Genomic DNA, 19,585 nt, shown 5'->3' on the forward strand with positions numbered 1-19,585 from the left:
CAAGATCGCAGGGTCCGTGCTCAGTCATAGATCGCCTCCACCAGCCACTGGCCGGCCTCGACCGCCAGCAGCAGGGCGGCGCCGTCGGCGAGGCAGACCTGGAACCGCGCCCGGCGGCGCGCCTCGGCCGGCGCCCACCAGCGCTCGTCGACCGGCCACGGGCCGGCCCAGCCGACGATCTCCACAGGTCGGGCCGTACCGACGGCCAGCCGGACGGGCGGGGCGCTCACCTGGAGCCGCGCGCTGACCACGACCGGCTCGCCGGCGGCGTCGTGCACGGTGGCGAGAAGCGGGGTGGGCAGCACCACGGCCGGCGCGGGCGGTGGCAGCCGCCCCGGCCACGGCGGCGTCGGCGCCGCCCGGCCCGACCGCGCCAGCCCGCCCGCCGGGCCGGCCGGCAGAGGTGGCTCGCCGGGGCGCGCCGGCAGGGATGGCCCGCCGGGGCGCGCCGGCAGCCGCTCGTCGCCCCACGGCACCAGCCGCACCTGGTCGCCCGGGGATCGCCCGCCGCCGAGCACCGCGGTGACCACCGCCTCGGGGCCGAGGATCCCCTGGACCCGGCTCAGCGCCCGGTGCGCCCGCTCCCGCTCCTCGCCCGTCTCCCCCCACAGGCCGGGTTGCAGGCCGGCCCGGGCGAGCACCCCGTCGGGTACGAGCCGCAGCCGGATGATGCCGGACGTCGGGCGGGCCGGGCGGGCGCCGGACCGGCTGGTGCCGCCGGAGAGCCAGCCGTCCAACTGCCAGCGCACCCGGTCGGCGATGGCCGCGGCGGTGAGCAGGCCGTCGTGCCGCCAGACCCGGTGCAGCTCCTGGCCGTGCGCGGTGACCGCCTCGATGCCGAGCCGGGTGCAGGCCAGCCCGTGCGCGGCCAGCCGCTCGTGCAGCCGTTCGGCCAGCGCACGGGCGGCGAACGCCGCGGCGTCGACCCGGTCGATCGGCTCGTCGTGGTCGGCGGTCACCGTCAGGTCGGCCGGGGGCCGGCGGACGGCCAGCGCCCGGTGGTCCCGGCCGGCGGCGAGCCGGTGGGCGAGCGCCCCGTCGAAGCCGAACCGGGCCAGCACGTCCCCGGCCGGCAGCGCGGCGAAGTCCCCGAGGGTGCGTACGCCGAGCCGGCGCAGCAGGTCGGCCAGGGCCGGGCGGCCCAGCGCCTCCACCGGCAGGGCCGCCAGGAACGCGGGTGTGTCGCCGGGGGCCACCACCCGACCCGAGCGGGCGGCCAGGCCGGCGGCGAAGACCCCGTCGGCGATGCCGGCCTGGCTCTCCACCGCGCAGGTCTGGGCGACGTGCTCGATGATCCGCTCGGCGGCGGCCTCCTCCCCGCCGAAATAGCGGCTCGGCCCCCGGGCGGCCAACGCGCAGGCACCGGGGCGGACCACCTCGACCCCGGCGGCCAGTTCCTCGACGGCGGCGACCACCGGCTCGAACGCCCGGGCGTCCCGCCCCGGGTCGTGGTCGACGACGGTCAGCTGCGGGCAGCGCCCCTGCGCCTCCCGCTTGCGCAGGCCCCGGCGGACCCCCTCGGCGCGGGCCCGCTCGGAGCAGGCGACCACCCGGTTGGCGTGCAGCACGGCGACCGGGCCGGTGGCCGGCACCCCGTCGATGATCTCGGCGGCGAGCACCGGCCAGTCCGGGCACCAGAGCAGCAGCGTGCGTACCGGCGTGCCGGTCACGCGGAACCGACCAGGGCGAGCAGGCCGGCCGGGGGCACGGGTCGGAGCCGGCCCGCGGCGGCGCGGCCGGTGACCGAGGCGGCAGGGGCCGCGGACGGGCGGGGAACGACCCGGGTGAGCGCGTCGCCGGGGAGCCAGACCTTGATCTCCTTGGGGCGGGCTGCCGCGCCCCGGCCCCGGGCGGAGACGGTGACCTCGCGGCGCCGCAGCCGTCCCCGGCCCTGCCCCAGCCCCTCCCAGGCCCCTCTGACCACCTGCAACGTGACGTCCGCGCCGGCCCAGCGGCCGTACGGGACGAGCACGCTCCCGCGTTGCCGGGCGCGGGCGGCCAGCCGATTGGCGACCGAGGCGGAGACGGTGGCCGGCACGGCGGCGACCACCACGTCCACCCCGTCGATCAGCGCGGCGACGACGGTGGGCCAGTCCGGCCCGGGCTGCGGTACCAGGGCCAGCCGGTCCAGGGCGATCCCGGCCTCGGCGGCCGCGCCCGCGCCGAAGGTCGGCACCCCCACCACGGCGCACCACGAGCCGGCCCGGGACGCCTCGGCGAGCAGCGCCAGCACCAGCGAGGTGCCACCGCTGCGCCGGGGCTGGCCGGCGGCGACGGCGATCGTGCTGCCCCGGCGCAGCCCCCGGTTGGGCAGCAGGCCGGTCAGCTCGGGAGCGACGGGGAGCAACCGGTGACCGCCGGCCGGGTCCGGCGCGCTGGCCGGGCGCACCAGACCGGCCAGCGCGGCGGAACCGACCACCATGCGGCCCGCCATCGGACCTACCCCCCGTCGTGCCTCGTGTCGTGCTGGGATCGTGCGGCGCGTGTGTGCGGCGCAGTGCGTGTGCGTGCGGTGCGCGCGGGACGGGTCGCGGCGCCGGGCGGCCGGCGCGGCCCGCCTCGTCGCGCCGGACGGCTCAGGCGGCGCGGCCGTCGAGCGCCGGCTGGTGGGCCAGCCCGAGGGCGGTCTCCACCACCGTCACGAACTGTTCGGCGGCCCGGAGCAGGTCGTCGGCCTCGCGGGCGGTGACCACCCGGGGGATGCCGGCCTCGGCGGCGGCGCGCTTGCCGGCGGCGGCGGCGAAGAACACCGCCCACTCGTCGAATTCGGGGGCCACGGCGCGGAGCAGGACCCAGACGCTGGTGACCCGGTTGCGCCGGGTCGGCGCGGGGCGGGCGCGGGCGGCGAGCAGGGCCGCGGCGGCGCGGAGCGCGGCCAGGTGGGCGGCGGCGTAGCGCAGGCCGTCGGGGCGGGTCTGGGCGGCCTCGGCCAGCCCGCGACGGGCCACCGTGAGGAGCTGGGCCGGGGTGCGGTGCGGCAGCACGTGCGCCGGCACCGTCGGTGCCTGGGCCGGGTTGGTCGGCATGGGGCTGTCTCCTCCACGTGGCCGGGGCCGGGCGCGGCGACCGGTCACGGGCTCGGCCGGCGGGGCCGGGCCCTGGGTGTCGCCGGCGCAGGCCGGTCGGGTGGTGCGGAGGAAGACGCACCGGGTGGGGCCGGCCGGGTGTGGACGCTTCCCCACACCACACCCGGCCGGCGTACCGGCGGGTTCGTCGCCCGCCGCCCGGGGGTCGTTGGGCGGCGGGCGACGCTCCTGCCTGACGGGCGCGGGCTCGCGACTGCCCGGCACCCACGTGCGGCCCGCGGAGCCGCACCACCCGGACCGGAGCCGCGAAACACCGACCCGGGCTCGTTGGAACGAACGTTCGAGGCAATCGAACACTCGTTCTAACCACCCCGACAGTACACCCTTCCCCCGACGAAAATGCAACGCCTGCGTACGACGTGCCACGGCCGCACCGGCGCGTAACGAACGCCCTGCTCGACGCCCCTGACGGCGGCGGCACTAAAGGCGGGGATCTCGGTCACGGTGTCGCCGCACGTCCTGCGGCATACCTGCGCGACCCTCTCCCGCGACGCCGGGGCCCGCTTGGAGGACATCCAGGACCAGCTCGGTCACGCCGTCCGTACCCACCCGCCGCTACGACCACGGCGGTGCCCGGCTCGACCGGTCCCCCGGCTTACAGCCTCGCCGGCTACCTCACCGGCTGACGACCCGGCGGGGGCAAGGCTGCCCTGCCACCTCCGGCCCGAACGTGCGAACCCACAAGGCGCGGGACCACGCACGATCCGCGCCGCCACCAGGGCGCTGGCCGGAATGGCGACGGCGCCAGGCGGGTGGCCCTCCGACCCGCTGTGCCCGGCGGGTGGGGCCGCCGTCGCCGGGAATGGCCTGGCGATCACACCGACGCGGTGACGGCTTCCGGGCGCTCCCGTAGGACACCGATGATCGGCGAGCGCCCGCACGATGCCGCAATCCTCAAAGGGGGCGAGTCTCGATGTCTCGTTCCGGCTCCACGCGATCGGCGAGGTAGCGCAGGAGCGCGGCGACCGACACGCGGAGGTCGGCCAGCGGCGGGCCGTCCGGCCGGTGTTCCGGCACGACGGGGGCGTCAGGGCGGGCACTGAGTACGTGCCGGCGTGTCTGTTCGAGGGCGCGAATGCCGAACGGGTCCATCGGTTCCTCCTTGAAGCCGGGCCGCGCGTTTGAGCTCTCGCTCTGAACTAGTTTAGTCTGAACTGGTTCAGTGTGGGAGCATCATCGAGGTGGATGGCGTGAAGCGCGGGCACAGGGGTGGAGGGCGATCGGGCGGAGGTCCTACGCTGGCCGACGTCGCCGCCGCCCTCAATGTGTCGAAGTCGACGGTGTCGAACGCCTACAACCGACCGGATCAGCTCAGTGCGCAGTTGCGTGAGCGGATCATGGCCGAGGCTGGGCGGCTCGGCTACCACGGTCCCGACCCGATCGCTGCTACGTTCAGCCGCCGCCGGGCCGGGGCGATCGGGCTGATCTTCGACGACCCGCTGACGTTCGCCCTCACCGACCCCGCGGAGGTGCTGTTCTCCACGGGCATCGGCGAGGTTTGCGAGCAGGCCGGTGTGGGTCTCCTCCTCATCCCGCAGGGCAGCGGGGTCGGACTGGTGCGGCAGGCGCTGGTTGACGGGTTCGTATGCCACTGCGACATCGACGGGGATACCCGTGTCGATACTGCGGTCGGACGCGGGATGCCCGTCGTCGTCGTGGACGGCCTGCCCCGGCCGGACGCCGGCTACGTAGGCATCAACGACCGCGCCGCCGCCGCCGAGGCGGCGCGTCATCTGATCGAGCTCGGCCATCGGCGTATCGCCGTGCTGGCCTCACCGTTGCGTCCGGACGGCCGCGGTGGGCTGGCCAACATCGACCGGCAGGCGGCGGCACAGCACCACGTCATGCGAGAAAGGTTGGCGGGATACCGGACTGCCCTGGAGGCCGGCGGCATCGACTGGGCCGGTGTGCCCGTGGCCGAGTGTTCTCCGTACGGGCGGGAGTCGGGTTACCGCGCGGCAGCCGATCTGCTCGACAACTCGGGCCCACCGACCGCCCTGTTAGCCGGCAGCGACGAACTCGCCCTCGGGGCCCTGCGGGCCGCTGCGGCGCTCGGCCTGGCCGTGCCCGGCGATCTCTCGATCGTCGGGTTCGACGACGCGCCGCCTGCGGCCTGGGCCACACCCGGCCTCACCACGATGCGGCAACCGCACCGGGACAAGGGCCGGCTGGCCGCCGAATACCTCATGGCGCCACAGGAGCGCGCCATTGTCACGCTTACCGCAGATCTGATCGTACGGGGGTCGAGCGCGCCACTCTGAAATTCACATAGCGAGAAACATTCCGACGGCTCGGATAGCAGCCGATCGGGCATATCGCGCTGCACTTATCTAAGTGCATTCAAGAAAAACATGCGTCAATGTTTAACCGTCGCGGGACAGAGTGTCGCACGTCACAACTCGCCCGTGAGCTGCGAGACAATAGATCATCCTTCCACGTTCCTCGCGGCAAATATGAATCTCGCTTGGCGCAGCTATGTGGCCGGCGACGCGCACAGCTACAGTGGCCTCGGGCTTTCTCGCAATTCTTCATGCACCGGAATGATCGCCGTAGGCCAATGTGTTGTGCCGCTGTAGAGCGGCAACGGGAGGAGGGCGAATGGACACTGGCGCCATTCGCGAGGCGAGGCCAAGACCACGTACCCCGATCATCACCGACGACGACCGCGCACGTATCGATCGCTACCTGCTGCTTAACGACTTCCAGCCATCGTCCCGGGCGCTCAGCGCTCCGTGCCGTGCCCCGCGCGGTGACTGGTACGGGACCGCCCTGGGCGCCGAGCAGGCCGCCCTGGCCCACGAGTTCACCGAGGTGCATGGTCGCGGTTACGACTTCTACAGCATCCCTGTCAGCAACGGCACGCGAGCGATCTCCCTGACGCTGACCGCGCTCGCGGCGCACGCGGACCGGCTCGGCCTGCGCCGGCCGCGCGCCGGTGACAACGTCATCGTGCCCGCCCTGACCTGGCCCGCGACGGCGACCGCCGCGCTCGCCGTCGGCTTCGCACCGCGACTGGCCGACGTCCGCGCGGAGACGCTCGGCATCGACCCGGACTCGGTGAGCGATCTCATCGACAACCGCACGTTCGCGATCGTCGCGGTGCACCTCTACCACCGGCTCGCCGACATCGACGAGCTGGCGGCCATCGCCGCAGAGCACGGGATCGCTCTGGTGGAGGACTGCGCGCACGCCCACGGCGCCAGCCATCGCGGCCGGCCGACCGGCTCCATCGGGCACGCCGGCACGTTCAGCCTGCAGGCGAGCAAGACGCTTACCAGCGGCGAGGGCGGCATCGTGACCACCCGGTACCAGCTGCTCGCAGAGCAGATCGCCTCGCTGGCCAACTGCGGACGGCCGTGCGGACAGGCGCTGGAGATGCCGTCGGGCAACGACCGCCTGCCCGGGCTGTCGGCGGCCTTCGCCCGGGCCCAGCTCGTCGAGTTCGGTGCCCGGCAGGCGGCGCGCGTCGAGCTGTGGGCGCAATTGGACAAGAGGGCCGCCAGCCTGCCCGGCGTCGTCCCGTTCCCGGCACAGCCGGGGACGATCTCGCCCACCTACAAATGGGCGGCCCGATACCCGCTGCACGAGTGGGGCGGCCTGTCCTTGGACGAGGTGGCCAAGGCTTTGTCCGGCCTGCTGGACGTCGAGGTCTCCCGGGTGTATGCGCCACTGACCGACACGTCGCTGTATCGGCCGCTCAACGATCCGCTGGCGGTGAGCATCCATGACCGGGACGAGCTGGACCCGGCCAGGTACGACTGCCCGGTCGCCACCGAACTGAGCAACTCGGTGCTCGCCATCGAGCACGCGGCAGCGCTCCGCCCCAGCTTCGCGGAGGAGTACGCCGCCGCCGTCACCACGATCCAGGCCACCACGCACAAAGGGTCAGCAGCGACGTGAGAAATCTCAGGGTAGGCATCATCGGATGTGGCCAGATGGCCCGCAATCACGCGGTCGCCTACCAGGCCCTGAACGGCGTCGAGCTCGTTGCGGCACACGACCACGACGATCGGGCCGCCGACCGGTTCTGCGCGGACTTCGGCATCAGGCGGGCCGGCCTGTCCGAACTGCTGGAAACGGTGGACGCGGTCAGCGTCTGTACCTGGCCGGCCTCACACGCGGCGCTCACGCTGGCGGCCCTGCAGGCCGGGGTGCACGTGCTCTGCGAGAAGCCGCCCGCAACCAACGCCGACGAGGCGGCCGAGATGCTGGAGATGGCCGGCAAACAGGGGCTGGTGCTCACCTACGGGCTGCTCTACCGACACGTGTTCCGCGACATCGCCGGCCTCGTCACGGACGTCGGCCGACCGTACAAGATCAACGCTAAATGGTTGCGGCGGTTCGGGTTCCCGAGCTGGAGCGCCACCGGCTACCTGCACAGCTCCGGCGGAGCCCTGACCGATCTCGGAGTCCACATGATCGACCTGGCGCTGTACCTGCTCGGCAACCCCGATCCCACACTTGTCCATGCCGCCGCCTGGAATCACCGTACCCAGGAGTTCTACGGCCAGGACACGTCCACCGACGACAGCGCCTTCGTCTTCATCCGGCTCGACAACGGGTGCTCCGTGGTGGTGGACGTGGCGTACTCGACGGACATGACCGACGACGAGCACGTCTCTGTCGAGGTCCAGGGGTCCCGCGGCACGCTGCTGCTCGCGGTCCCGACCACGCAGACCACCTTCACGCCGGAACTGTTCCCGCGCTTCCACCGCTGCGACGAGACGTCATCCAGCTTCTCCCTGGTCAGCCGGCGGCCGCGCCTGGTCCGCGAAGCCATCCAGGACCAGCTCGCCGACTTCTGCGACGCCGTCCGCACCGGGCAGCCGCCGCTCGTCCCTGCGAGCGAGGCGGTCACCCTCCAGCGGATCCTCGACCTCGCGGTCCTCTCCGCCCAGACGAAGAATCGCACGATCGGAGTGAACGCATGACCGACATGCCGGCCGCCCTCGGAGGCCGCCCCGTCGTCCGCCCAGACAACGAGCCGGGCTGGCCGCTGTCCGGGGCCATCGAGAAGGCAGCCCTCGCCGAGATCACCGACAGCGGCCAATGGGTCGGGTTCAGCCACATTCCCGCCAAATGGCGGGCGATCCTCGAGCAGGTGGTAGCCGCCACCACCGGCCATCGCTACGGGATCGGGCAGCCCAACGGCACCCTCGCCATCGCCAGCGGCATCCGCGCGCAGCTGCGCTCCCGCGGCCCGCAGTGGGCACGAGGCCGTGACCAGGTCCTGGTCGCTGACCTGACGCACGCCTCCGCCCACCACGGCGTCCGGCTGGGGGTCGCGTCGGAGCTCGGACGCGCCCCCGAGCTGGTGGCGATCGACGCCCGCCCGGACGCCACCATGGACGCCGAGTGCGTCGCCGGCTACCTCGGTCAGCACGCCAACCGGGTTCTGGCCGTGGTGCCAGCGACCATGTACGGCAACTTCGGACCGATCGAACAGATCGTGCGGCTCGCCGAGGATCACGACGTCGTCGTGCACCACGACAACGCGCTGGGCGGTGCTGCCCGGTACGACGGGCGACACGCGGTCACCGCATCGATCTCCGGACACGGCGAGGGCAAGGCGACACCCTCCTGTGAGGGCGGTCTCGTCGTGACGTCCGACCCGGACGTGGCCGCACTGGTCAGGGCCGACACCGACTGCGGCAACGCCCCGGCGCGGCTCGACCCGATCCCGTACGCCGACTTCGGGCCGATCCCCGCCGGCAACCAGCGCATGGGCGAGCAACCAGCCGCACTCATGCTGATCCAGTGGCTGCGGGCAATGCACAGCAGGCTTCAGGTACGGGAGAACCGGCGGCTCGTCACCGAGCTCGCGCAGGACTCGGCCCTGTTCCCCGTACCGGTGCTGAAGGTCCCGCCGGTCGACGCCGAGTATCCGCCGTTCTTCTGTCTGCACATGGAGTGCACCGACGAGTTGGAGACCGAGCTCGGCCTGACCCCCGACGATCTGCGGGTCGCGCTCACTGCGGAGGGGATCTGGGCCGAGGCAGGGTTCATCCCGACCCACCTCGACCCCGCCTGGCAGGACCAGATCACCGACGTCGGCTTCACCTACGCCGGATCGAAACGGGTGTACGAGCGCGCGATCTTCATGCACAACAAGTATCTGCGCCACCCGGACTTCCCGGTCTGGCTGGCCGAAATCCTGCAACGGATCAGGGACAACGCCGGGAAACTCGCCGGCATCAGCGAAAGCATCCCGGAAAGCGATCGTCATCGGGTGACCAACCCGTTCGTCCGGAAGGCGCACCCATGACCGGGCCGACCCGGCGCTCCGCGGTCGTACCCATGATCGCGTTGTCGGGACTCTACTTCGTCAACACGTTCCTGTCCGCGGCACTCGCCCCGCGCTACGCCGAACTCGTAACCGACCTGGGCATCTCCGCTGACGGGCTCGGTCTCGCCCTGCTTGGGCAGGCAATCGGTCTTACCGCGATCATCCTCACGGTAGCGCCCCGCCTCGCCGACCGCTACGGCGCGCGGGCAGTCGCCCGGCTCGGCGCCGTGTCGTTCTGCGTCCTGACGCCGCTGATCGGCCTGGCAAACTCCTGGACCATGCTGTTCGCCGCCTTCCTGGCGACCGGCGCGGTCAACTCGCTGCTCGATCTGGGCATGGCCCGGTCGGCGACCGAAGCCGAGCAACGGACCGGGCGTACGCTCATCACCTTCCTCGACATCCCGGCTGCGCTCGGATCGTTGGTCGGGGCGGCCGCTGGCGCCGCGACCGCCGGACGGGCCGGCATCGGCGAGTACGCCCTGGCGGCGAGTGTGGCCGGCCTGTTCATCGTCCTGGCGGTATGGCGGTTCCTACCCTCACCGGCGGCAAGGACACCGGACCTGCCGGAACAACATCAGAGCATCCCGGTCGTCGCGCTGTGCGTCCTGGCCGCGGCCGGGCTCGGCATGCAGCTCGCGGTGCTCGACTGGGCCAGCCTCGTCTACCGGGAACTGGCCGCCCCACCGACCCAGTACGGCATCGGCAACCTGGCCTTCGTCACCGGCGCGACCCTGATCCTGATCGTCTGCGGACCGCTGGCCGACCGGTTCGGCCCGGCCGCGGTGCTGCGGACATCGGCGGTGGTCGGCATCGCCGGCATGGTGGCCGCCACGTTCTCCAGCTCCGTCGTGGTTGTCACCATCGGGTTCGCCCTGGCCGGGATCGGTCTGCAACCGGCCCACCCGCTCGCGTTGAGCGCCGCCGGACGCGGGTCGGTCAAGAATCAGGCCCGGGTGATCGGCGCCAGTTACATCGGGATGGCGCTGATGCGGCCAGCAGTCGGTGGTCTCGCCACCGCCATCGACGTCCAGGTCGCCCTGGGGCTGGTGACCATCGCCCTCGGGATTGCTGTGTTCATCCTGGCCCCGAAGGCCCGTAAGGCGCCGACCGTCGAACGTGTCTCGTCAAATACGCACGGCGATGAACGAGGGCTGTCAACTACGCGACAGATATAGCCTTGCTTCTATTCCAACGACTTTGCTGATATGACGTTGGGTAAGGCGTCACCGCAGCCTGGCCGTTCCGATCCGATCAGCCGGTTCTGCGCGGACGCCCGCACCCCTAACTCGATCTTCGAGTTCCTGCACGAACACCGTGACCAGCTGACCGGGGTTGGGCCACTTTCGCGTCGGCGCTGACGCCGTCACCCGCCTGCTGACCTGCCTGGCCAAGACCGGCGGCCGCGACCGCCGGGAAGCGCCGCGGTGCGGGCGCCCAGCCGCGCGAAGCAGACCACCGGCGGCGGGGCAGTTTCGCCGGCCTGCGTGACGTGCGAACGCGGCTACCGCGCCGGAGCTCGGCCCGGAAGGGTGACCGAGGGATGGGCGCATGTGGCCTGCGCCGAGGCGGTCCGCGAGCGGGACCGGATTCCTGCGTGGGGAGACGTTCGCCGCGCGTAAGCCGTCGGACTGGCCGCTCGGCAAAGGCCCCTCATCGAGCCGGGTCACGCGCACCTGCGCGGGCCCCTGGTGCGCGAGGACGCGGTCGCCGCCCGGGTGGAGGCGTTCTTCGCCGAACCGCGGGCGGCGGACGAGGTGTTCAGCACGTACCGCCCGGACAGCGGGTCCGGTGCCCGGCTCGGTGGCCGGGCACCGGACCCGGCCACCGCCGACCCGCTGGTGCGGGAGGTGCTCGGGCTGCGCGAGGCGGCCCGGGCCCGCACCGGCGGCTGGTTCGACGCGCGGCGGCTGCCGCTGCCCGCCGGGGGCACGGGCTTCGACCCGTCCCCGGGACGCGCCGCCGAGCCGAGCGGGTCGCCGCCGGCCGGTGAACCGGGAGCGCGAGAATGGCGGCATGCAGCAACACCCGAACGTACGGGCGGTGCAGGACGCCCTCGCCGCCGCGGGCGCGCGGGACGGCTCCGGCCGGCCCGCCCAGGTCCGCCTGTTGCCCGAGGCGGTGCACACCGCCGCCGCGGCGGCCGAGGCGCTCGGCGCGCCCGTCGGCGCCATCGCGAACTCGCTCGTCTTCGCCGCCGACGACGCGCCGCTGCTGGTGCTCACCTCCGGCGCGCACCGGGTGGACACCGCCGGCCTGGCCGCGTCCCTCGGGGTGACCCGGCTGCGGCGGGCCACCCCGGAGTTCGTCCGCGCGCACACCGGCCAGGTGATCGGCGGGGTCGCCCCGCTGGGCCACCCGCGGCCGCTGCGCACCGTCGTCGACACGGCCCTGGAGAAGTACGACGAGGTGTGGGCGGCCGGCGGGGTGCCGCAGGCCGTCTTCCCCAGCACGTACGCCGAGCTGCTCCGGATCACCGCCGGCGCCCCGGCCGACGTGGCGTGACCGGCGTACCCGAGCTGGTCACCCTGCACGCCTGGCGGATCCCCCGGGCCGCCCTGCCCCGGGCGCTGGCCCGGATGGCGGCGCACCCGGCGCGGCTGCGCCGCACCCCCGGGGTCCGGTTCGGCAAGCTGCTCGGCACCGGGACGGGGACGGGCTTCGGCCCCGGCGACGCCGACCTGACCCGCTGGGCGGCGCTGGTCGTCTGGGACTCCCCGGCCGCCGCCGCCGGCTTCGCCGCGTCGCCGGTGGGCCGCTCCTGGGCCCGGATCGCCCGCGCGTCCGTACGGGTGGACCTGCGGCCGCTGGCCAGCCGGGGCGAGTGGTCCGGGCGGCGCCCGTTCGGCGAGCCGTCCGGCGGCCGGGGCACCGGGCCGGTGCTGGCGCTGACCCGGGCCCGGCTGCGGGCCCGCCGGGCGGTGACCTTCTGGCGGGCCGTCCCGCCGGTGGCCGCCGCCCTGGCCGACGCGCCCGGCCTGCTCGCCCGGTTCGGCGTCGGGGAGGCCCCGCTGGGCTGGCAGGGCACGGTCAGCGTGTGGCGGGACCCCGCGGACCTCGTCGCGTTCGCGTACCGTCACCCGGAGCACCGGGCCGCGATCGCGCGCACCCCCGTCGAGGGGTGGTACGCGGAGGAACTCTTCGCGCGGTTCGAGGTGCGCGGCGTGACCGGCGACCGGTCGGTGCTCGGCTGGGTCGCCGACGGCGACGCGGGGCTCGATTCGGTCGCCGACGGCGACGCGGTGCTGGATTGGGTCGCCGACGGCGACGCGGGACTGGATTGGGTCGCCGACGGCGACGCGGGAACGGCGAAGGGTGGACAGGGATGAGGTTGGTGCGCTGGACGCCGGACGATCTGGTCCGGCGGCTGGACGACGTGGTGGCCGTGTACGGCGAGGCGATGAACTACCGCACGGACCTGCTGGACGCCCGCCGCGGCTACATCGCCACCCACGTCCGCCGCCCCGGCTTCCGCGCCGTCGCCACCCTCACCACCGAGGGCCACCTGGCCGGCTTCGGGTACGGCTACCTGGGCGCCCCGGGGCAGTGGTGGCACGACCAGGTGCACCGGGCGCTGGACGGCGAGGCCCGGCGGCGCTGGCTGACCGACTGCTTCGAGGTGGTCGAGCTGCACGTCCGGCCGCCCGCGCAGGGGCACGGCCTGGGCACCCGGCAGCTCACCGCCCTGCTCACCATGGCGCCGGGCAGCACCACCCTGCTGTCCACGCCCGAGGCCGACGAGCAGCGCTCCCGCGCCTGGCGGCTGTACCGCCGGTTCGGCTTCGTCGACGTGCTGCGCCACTTCCGCTTCCCCGGCGACGAGCGCCCGTTCGGCATCCTCGGCCGGGACCTGCCGCTCACCCCGGCAGCGGCGACCGGGTCGGCCCAGGCCGCGGGCCGGCCGCCGGGGGCGCGGTGATCCGGCGCCGGCTGCCCTGGGCGCTGCTGGGCGTGCTGGTTCTCGCCCAGGTCTGCTACCCGCTCACCGCCGGCGCCACCCGGGCCCGGCTGACCGTGGCCACCGTCCTGCTGGGATACCTGCTCGCGGTGGGCCACGCGCTGCTGTCCCGGGGCGTACGGGCCGCCGGGGCGCTGGTCGCGGTGGCCACCGGCGGCGGCTTCGCGATCGAGGCGCTCGGGGTGACCACCGGCTTCCCGTTCGGCGGCTACGACTACTCCGGCGAGCTGGGACCGAGGCTCGCCGGGGTGCCGCTGGTCATCCCCCTGGCCTGGACGTGGATGGCCTGGCCGGCGTGGCTGGTCGCCGCCCGGCTCGCCCCGCCCGGGCCCCGCCGGGTGGCACTGGCCGCGATCGGGCTGTCCGCCTGGGACCTCTTCCTCGACCCGCAGATGGTCGCCGAGGGCTACTGGGCGTGGCGGGACCCGACCCCGGCGCTGCCCGGGCTGCCCGGCGTCCCGGTGAGCAACTACCTGGGCTGGCTGCTGTTCGCGGTGCTGCTGGCGGCGACGCTGCGCCCCCTCGCCGGGCCGGCCGTCGACCGCGCCGACGGGCGGGACGCGCCGATGCTCGCCCTCTACCTGTGGACGTACGCCTCCAGCGTGCTGGCCCACGCGGTCTTCCTCGACCTGCCCGCCTCGGCGGCCTGGGGCGGTGCCGGCATGGCCGTGGCCGCCGTACCGCTGGCCCTGTCGCTCGCGCGGGAGCAGCGCCACCGCCGGCCGGTCGACGTCGCCGCGTGATCGGGGTCCTGGCCCTGCTGGTGGCCGTCGCCGCGCTCACCGCCCACACCTGGGTCAACGCGACCCGGTGGCTGCGCCGGCCGGCCGACAGGCCGGTGGAGGTCGCCGAGGCCGTAGCGGTGCTGCTGCCGCTGCGCGACGAGGCCACCCGGGTCGCCCCGTGCCTGCGGGCGCTGCTCGCCCAGCGGGGCGTGCCCCGGCTGCGGATCGTGGTGCTCGACGACGGCTCGACCGACGGCACCGCCGACGTGGTCCGCGCGGTGGCCGGCGGCGACCCCCGGTTCACCCTGCTCACCGGGGCCGCCCCGCCGCCGGGCTGGCTGGGCAAGCCGCACGCCTGCCACCAACTCGCCGCCCGGGCCGACCCGGCCGCCACGGCGCTGGTGTTCGTCGACGCCGACGTGGTGCTCGCCCCGTACGCGGTGGCGGCGGCGGTGGCCGAGCTGCGCGCCGCGCGGGTGACGCTGCTGTCGCCGTACCCCCGGATCGTGGTGGCGACGGCGGCCGACCGGCTGGTGCAGCCGCTGCTGCAGTGGCTGTGGCTGACCTTCCTGCCGCTGCGGGCGATGGAGCGCTCGCCGCGGCCGTCGCTGGCGGCGGCCGGCGGGCAGTTCCTGGTGGCGGACCGGGCCGGCTACGCCGCCGCGGGCGGACACGCGGCGGTGCGCGGGAAGATCCTGGAGGACGTCGAGCTGGCCCGGGCCGTCAAGCGGGCCGGCGGCCGGATCGCCCTGGCCGACGCCTCGCGGCTGGCCGCCTGCAGGATGTACGCGGACTGGCCGGCGCTGCGCGACGGCTACTCGAAGTCGCTGTGGGCGACCTTCGGCCACCCGGGCGCGGCGGCGGCCGTGGTGGCGGCGCTGCTCCTGCTGTACGCCGCTCCCCCGCTGCTGGCCGCGGGCGCCCTGCTGGCCGGCGCGCCTGCGGTGGCCGCGGCGGCGTTCGCCGGCTACCTGCTCGGGGTGGCCGGGCGGGTCGTCACCGCCCGGGCGACCGGCGGCCGGTGGTGGCCCGACGCGCTCGCCCACCCCGTGTCGGTCGCGTTCCTCGGCTGGCTGACCCTGCGGTCGTACCATCTGCGGAAGCGACGCCACCTGACCTGGCGGGGTCGCCCGGTCGGCTAGGAGGGCAGGGAATGGCGCGGATCGTGGTCGTCGGCGCCGGGGTGGGTGGCCTGGCCACCGCCGCCCGGCTGGCCGCCACCGGGCACGAGGTGACCGTCTTCGAGCGGGCCGACAGCGTCGGCGGCAAGCTCGGCCGGCACACCCGCGACACCCCCGCCGGGGCGTTCACCTTCGACACCGGGCCGAGCCTGCTCACCCTGCCCGAGGTCTTCCACGAGCTGTTCGAGGCCACCGGGGCGAAGCTCGACGAGTACCTCGACCTGGCGCCGCTGGACCCGATCGTCCGGCACGTCTTCCCCGGCGGCGGCCCCACCCTGGACTCCTGCGCCGACCCGGCCGAGTTCGCCGCCCGGATCGGCGCCGCGTTCGGCGACCGCGCCGCGGCGGACTGGCAGCGGCTGTGGCGCCGCGCCGCCCGGGTGTGGAACGCCTCGCACGCCGACGTCCTGCGCCGGCCGGTCGGCTCCCCGCTGGATCTGGCCGCGCTGGCCTGGCGGCTCGGCGACCTGGCCGCGATCGCCCCCGGCCGGACGCTGCGCGGGCTGGGCCGCCGGCACCTGTCCGACCCCCGGCTGCGGATGCTGCTGGACCGGTACGCCACGTACACCGGCGCCGACCCGCGCCGCGCCCCGGCCGCGCTGGTCGCCGTCCCGTACGCCGAGTTGACCTTCGGCGGCTGGTACCTGCGCGGCGGGCTGGGCACCCTCGCCGACGCGCTGCTGACCCGCTGCCTCGACCTGGGCGTGGTCGTGCGGACCGGCACCACGGTCACCCGGATCGACGCCGCGGGCGGCCGGGTCCACGGGGTACGCCTCGCCGGCGTCGCCGCCCCCGTCCCGGCCGACGTGGTGGTGGCCAACGCGGACGCGCTGACCGTCTACCGGGACCTGCTGCCCAGCCCGCGCCGGCTCGCCGCGCTCACCGACCGCAGCCTCGCCGGCTTCGTGCTGTTGCTCGGCGTGTCCGGGGACTCCGGGCTGGCCCACCACACCGTGTTCTTCCCGCGCGGGACCGACGCCGAGTTCGACGCGGTCTTCGGCCACCCGGGGCGCGGGGTGCGGGCCCGCCCGGCGGCCGACCCGACGGTGTTCGTCACCGTCGCCGACGACCCGGCGGTCCGCCCGGACGGGCACGAAGCGTGGTTCGTGCTGGTCAACGCCGCCCGCCACGGCACCGCCGCCGGGGCGGTGGACTGGCGCCGGCCGGGGCTGGCCGAGGCGTACGCCGACCGGATCCTCGACGTGCTCGCCGAGCGGGGCGTGGACGTACGGGACCGGCTGCTGTTCCGCGAGGTCCGTACGCCGGCCGACCTGCACGCCGACGCGGCCGCGCCGGGCGGGGCGATCCACGGCACCGCGGGCGGCCTGCTCCGCCCGGCCAACCGGGGGCCGGCGGCCGGGCTGTGGCTGGTCGGCGGGTCCACCCACCCGGGCGGCGGCCTGCCGATGGTCGCCCTGTCGGCCCAGATCGTCGCCGACGAGATCGGCCCGGCCTGGGACTGAGGCGGCGACGTCATCACGGGCGCCGGTTGGGCCGACTCCGACAAGGGTCAGCCGGCGGCGAGCAGGGCGCGGCGGACGGCGGAGAGCAACTGCCCCAGGCCGAAGCCGGCCAGCAGCACCCAGACGGCGGTGGCCATGGTGATGGTGCCGGCGGCCAGGTCCGGGGCGATCAGCCCGGTCAGCCCGGCCAGCAGCAGCCCGACCAGGGCCACGCAGACCCGCGTCGGGCGCTCCCCCACGGTCACCGCCCCGATCTCCCGCATCCCGGCCGCCACCGCCCGGGCCCGGACGTACTCGTGCAGCCAGGACAGCCCACCGGCGGCGGCGACCAGCGCGCCCGGCGCCCCCACCAGCCAGAACGCGACCAGCCAGGCGGCCTCGCCGAGCCGGTCGGCCAGCGAGTCGTAGACGTAGCCGAGCCGGGTCGTGCGGTTGGTGGCCACGGCCACCGCGCCGTCGACGCTGTCGGCCACCGCGGCGACCAGCACGAACAGCGCCCCGATCAGCGGCCCGTCGACCGGCCGGACGGCGAACAGGGGCACGCAGAGGCAGAGCAGCACGCCCGCCACGGTGACCGCCGTGGGGGTGACCCGCAGCCGGCCCAGCACGTACCCGAGGTGGTAGGCGAAGCGCAGCCAGGCGCGCACCACCGGGGCCGCCGCCCGGGGGTCGAAGCCCCCGTGCAGCCGCGCCCACGCCGCCGCGTACTGGTCCCAGTTCAGCTGAGTGCCCACCACGGATCAACCGACGCACCGGCGCGCAGGTGTCGCGCCGCGGTCACACCCGCGCGCCGACCTGCAACTGCTGCCAGACCTCGCGGGTCGCGGTGGACCGGTTGAGGGTGATGAAGTGGATGCCGGCCACGCCCTCGTCCAGCAGCCGCCGGCACATCTGCGCGGCCTGCTCGATGCCGAGCCGGCGGACGGCCTCCGGGTCGTCGGCGACCGCCTCGAACCGTGCGGCCAGGGCCGGCGGGAAGGGTGCCCCGGACAGCTGCACCGACCGCTCGATGGTGCCCAGCTGGGTCACCGGCATGACGCCGGCCAGGATCGGGGTGTCGCAGCCGGCCGCCGCCACCCGGTCCCGCAGGCGCAGGTAGTCGTCGGCGTCGAAGAACATCTGGGTGATCGCGAAGTCGGCGCCGGCCCGGCACTTGCGGACGAAGTGCGCCGTGTCACTGGCCACGTCGGGCGAGCGCGGGTGCTTGTACGGGAAGGCGGCCACCCCGACGCTGAAGTCACCGGCGTCGCGGACCAGCCGCACCAGTTCCTCGGCGTAGAGCACGCCCTCGGGGTGGCGGACCCACTCCCCGCCGGGGTTGCCCGGCGGGTCGCCGCGCACCGCCAGCACGTTGCGCACCCCGACGCCGGCCAGCCGGCCGATGACGTTGCGCAGCTCGGCGACGGAGTGGTTGACCGCGGTCAAGTGCGCCATGGGCAGCAGCGTCGTCTCGGTGGCGATCCGCTCGGTCACCGCGACCGTGGTGTCCCGGGTCGACCCGCCGGCGCCGTACGTGATCGAGACGAACGACGGGCGCAGCGGCTCCAGCTCGCGGATCGCCTGCCAGAGCAGCCGCTCGCCCGCGGGCGTCTTGGGCGGAAAGAACTCGAACGAGAAGGTCGGCTGGCGGTCGCGCACCAGCTCCCCGATCGCTGGCTGCGAGTTCGGGAGGACCGAGGGAAGACCGAGCGCCACGGGTGAACTCTAGCGGCCGGCGGGCGTCGTACCCAGAGCCTTCCCACCTGTCGCGACCACCCCTCCACCGCCTTCACGGTGGCCCGTGGGTTCCCACAGGTAGCCCGACAGCCCGGGGCGGAGTGACGTTGAAGGTTCAGGTCAGGTCGATCATGTAGTCCAGACTCACCCTGTCGGCCGGAATGGTGATCTCGGCTACCTCCACCGCCCGATCCCCTACGAACGTCTGCCGGGTGATGACCACAACGGGCACGCCACCGGGCACGCGTAGAGTCTCCGCCTCGTCAGGTATCGGCATCTGTGCCCGCACCTGCTCGCGTACGCCGGTGATGGTGTAGCCGAGCGGGTGCAGCTGCGAGGTGTTACCTCCGGGCCAGGGCTCGTTGGCAGGGTCGGCCACCGGCGTGCCGGCAACCATGTCCAGCAGCAGGTATGAGATGGACATCTGCTGCGGCACGCCGTGTGTGCGGAAGACGAACCGCCGTTCCAGCAACATCGTGCCCGGCGTTACGCCGAACAACTCGGCCAGGGCGTCCACGGCCGGAGCTTCCCTGAATTCCTTGTCGAGGCTGTAGGCGCTCCACGGCACCTGCTGATCGGTGGTGAACGACGTACTCAACTCACCGCTGCGGACCTGCTCAGGCTCTGCCCGGTACCGGTCCGAAGCAAGCCGCCGTACGGGCATCACCGGACGGACGTAGCTGCCCCTTCCCTTCGCGGAGGCGATCAGGCCCTCTGCCCGCAGCAGTGCCAGGGCTTCACGCACGGTGCCCCTGGCGACGGAGAACTCGGCCATCAGCGCCGATTCGCTGGGCAGCAGGGAACCAGCTGGAATCACGCCGGACATGATCCGACGACGTAGCTCTTCTGCAACCTGCCGGTAGCGGGCTGCTCCTGAGTGCGGGGTAGGCACGTCCGACACGCTAATCCGATCTTCCTGAGGCTCCTGATTCCTGCGCGACCACACGCACCTGTCTGGACAGGTTGCCTCGATGGAGTGGTTCATGCGCAAGACAAGCTTCTTCATCCTGGCCGGCACGGGCCGGCCCGGCGCGACCGGAATGTCGTACCCGGGGGGTAGACAGGGGTCAGCGCGGGTGGGGCCGGCCGAGCCGGTCCCCGGGGGCACGCGCGGGGGTCAGCGCCGACCGGCGGCGCACCGGTCCGCCCGACGGGCGGGCGGCGCCGCCACCG

General features: G+C 74.3%; 18 protein-coding genes and 1 pseudogene. 12 read left to right on the forward strand and 7 right to left on the reverse strand.

Going from position 1 to position 19,585, the window contains the following annotated elements; genetic code table 11:
• Positions 1–20: 20 nt before the first annotated feature.
• From JD77_RS03115 to JD77_RS03125, 3 genes are all read right to left on the reverse strand, one after another.
• Positions 21–1,670 (reverse strand): DNA polymerase Y family protein, encoded by a 1,650-nt coding sequence (locus tag JD77_RS03115; protein ID WP_145772950.1) that lies wholly within the window; start codon positions 1,668–1,670, stop codon positions 21–23.
• Positions 1,667–2,434 (reverse strand): hypothetical protein, encoded by a 768-nt coding sequence (locus JD77_RS03120; RefSeq protein WP_145772951.1) that lies wholly within the window; start codon positions 2,432–2,434, stop codon positions 1,667–1,669. Before JD77_RS03120 ends, JD77_RS03115 begins: the two co-directional genes overlap by 4 nt.
• A gap of 142 nt (positions 2,435–2,576) precedes the next feature.
• Complete coding sequence (locus tag JD77_RS03125) at positions 2,577–3,026, reverse strand: SAV_6107 family HEPN domain-containing protein (protein ID WP_145772952.1); 450 nt, start codon at positions 3,024–3,026, stop codon at positions 2,577–2,579.
• Positions 3,027–3,491: 465 nt separating this feature from the next.
• Here JD77_RS03125 and JD77_RS35385 point away from each other — a divergent pair, with 465 nt between their 5' ends.
• On the forward strand, positions 3,492–3,917 hold the full coding sequence (locus tag JD77_RS35385; protein ID WP_145777398.1) for a site-specific integrase: 426 nt from the start codon (positions 3,492–3,494) through the stop codon (positions 3,915–3,917).
• Between the two features lie 63 nt (positions 3,918–3,980).
• On the opposite strand, the gene JD77_RS03135 is transcribed toward JD77_RS35385, so the two are convergent.
• Positions 3,981–4,178 carry a hypothetical protein gene (locus tag JD77_RS03135; protein WP_145772953.1) on the reverse strand — a complete coding sequence of 66 codons (198 nt, stop codon included), beginning with the start codon at positions 4,176–4,178 and terminating at the stop codon, positions 3,981–3,983.
• A gap of 98 nt (positions 4,179–4,276) precedes the next feature.
• Between JD77_RS03135 and JD77_RS03140 the strand changes: the two genes are divergently transcribed.
• The 11 genes and pseudogenes from JD77_RS03140 to JD77_RS03190 all read left to right on the forward strand — a co-directional run bounded on the left by JD77_RS03140 (position 4,277) and on the right by JD77_RS03190 (position 16,696).
• Positions 4,277–5,347, forward strand: coding sequence for a LacI family DNA-binding transcriptional regulator (locus tag JD77_RS03140; RefSeq protein ID WP_145772954.1), 1,071 nt, complete (start codon positions 4,277–4,279; stop codon positions 5,345–5,347).
• A gap of 337 nt (positions 5,348–5,684) precedes the next feature.
• Positions 5,685–6,986 carry a DegT/DnrJ/EryC1/StrS family aminotransferase gene (locus JD77_RS03145; RefSeq protein WP_145772955.1) on the forward strand — a complete coding sequence of 434 codons (1,302 nt, stop codon included), beginning with the start codon at positions 5,685–5,687 and terminating at the stop codon, positions 6,984–6,986.
• Complete coding sequence (locus JD77_RS03150) at positions 6,983–8,017, forward strand: Gfo/Idh/MocA family protein (protein ID WP_246140508.1); 1,035 nt, start codon at positions 6,983–6,985, stop codon at positions 8,015–8,017. Before JD77_RS03145 ends, JD77_RS03150 begins: the two co-directional genes overlap by 4 nt.
• Complete coding sequence (locus JD77_RS03155; protein ID WP_145772957.1) at positions 8,014–9,351, forward strand: DegT/DnrJ/EryC1/StrS family aminotransferase; 1,338 nt, start codon at positions 8,014–8,016, stop codon at positions 9,349–9,351. The genes JD77_RS03150 and JD77_RS03155 overlap by 4 nt, the downstream gene beginning before the upstream one ends.
• On the forward strand, positions 9,348–10,547 hold the full coding sequence (locus tag JD77_RS03160) for an MFS transporter (RefSeq protein WP_145772958.1): 1,200 nt from the start codon (positions 9,348–9,350) through the stop codon (positions 10,545–10,547). The genes JD77_RS03155 and JD77_RS03160 overlap by 4 nt, the downstream gene beginning before the upstream one ends.
• Positions 10,548–11,385: 838 nt before the next feature.
• Positions 11,386–11,874 (forward strand): YbaK/EbsC family protein, encoded by a 489-nt coding sequence (locus JD77_RS03165; protein ID WP_145772959.1) that lies wholly within the window; start codon positions 11,386–11,388, stop codon positions 11,872–11,874.
• Positions 11,871–12,575 (forward strand): annotated as a pseudogene (locus JD77_RS03170) (monooxygenase); the annotation flags it as partial. The gene JD77_RS03165 and the pseudogene JD77_RS03170, both read left to right, overlap by 4 nt.
• Positions 12,576–12,694: 119 nt before the next feature.
• Positions 12,695–13,288 carry a GNAT family N-acetyltransferase gene (locus JD77_RS03175; RefSeq protein WP_145772960.1) on the forward strand — a complete coding sequence of 198 codons (594 nt, stop codon included), beginning with the start codon at positions 12,695–12,697 and terminating at the stop codon, positions 13,286–13,288.
• Positions 13,288–14,070: a carotenoid biosynthesis protein gene (locus JD77_RS03180; protein ID WP_387226724.1), complete on the forward strand. Its 783-nt coding sequence runs from the start codon at positions 13,288–13,290 to the stop codon at positions 14,068–14,070. Before JD77_RS03175 ends, JD77_RS03180 begins: the two co-directional genes overlap by 1 nt.
• Entirely contained in the window at positions 14,067–15,194 is a 1,128-nt protein-coding gene (locus JD77_RS03185; protein ID WP_145772962.1) for a glycosyltransferase family 2 protein, read from the forward strand. The genes JD77_RS03180 and JD77_RS03185 overlap by 4 nt, the downstream gene beginning before the upstream one ends.
• An 11-nt stretch (positions 15,195–15,205) precedes the next feature.
• On the forward strand, positions 15,206–16,696 hold the full coding sequence (locus JD77_RS03190; protein ID WP_145772963.1) for a phytoene desaturase family protein: 1,491 nt from the start codon (positions 15,206–15,208) through the stop codon (positions 16,694–16,696).
• Between the two features lie 47 nt (positions 16,697–16,743).
• Here the strand turns inward: JD77_RS03190 and JD77_RS03195 are convergent, their stop codons facing one another.
• The 3 genes from JD77_RS03195 to JD77_RS03205 form a co-directional block, all read right to left on the reverse strand.
• Positions 16,744–17,433: a CDP-alcohol phosphatidyltransferase family protein gene (locus JD77_RS03195; protein WP_145772964.1), complete on the reverse strand. Its 690-nt coding sequence runs from the start codon at positions 17,431–17,433 to the stop codon at positions 16,744–16,746.
• Positions 17,434–17,473: 40 nt separating this feature from the next.
• The gene (gene metF, locus JD77_RS03200; RefSeq protein ID WP_145772965.1) at positions 17,474–18,391 is read right to left on the reverse strand and encodes a methylenetetrahydrofolate reductase [NAD(P)H]; all 918 of its coding nucleotides are present in this window, start codon (positions 18,389–18,391) and stop codon (positions 17,474–17,476) included.
• Between the two features lie 136 nt (positions 18,392–18,527).
• Positions 18,528–19,418 carry a GntR family transcriptional regulator gene (locus JD77_RS03205; protein ID WP_211372475.1) on the reverse strand — a complete coding sequence of 297 codons (891 nt, stop codon included), beginning with the start codon at positions 19,416–19,418 and terminating at the stop codon, positions 18,528–18,530.
• Positions 19,419–19,585: the final 167 nt, after the last annotated feature.

Source organism: Micromonospora olivasterospora (assembly GCF_007830265.1).
Taxonomy (GTDB): Bacteria; Actinomycetota; Actinomycetes; order Mycobacteriales; family Micromonosporaceae; genus Micromonospora; species Micromonospora olivasterospora.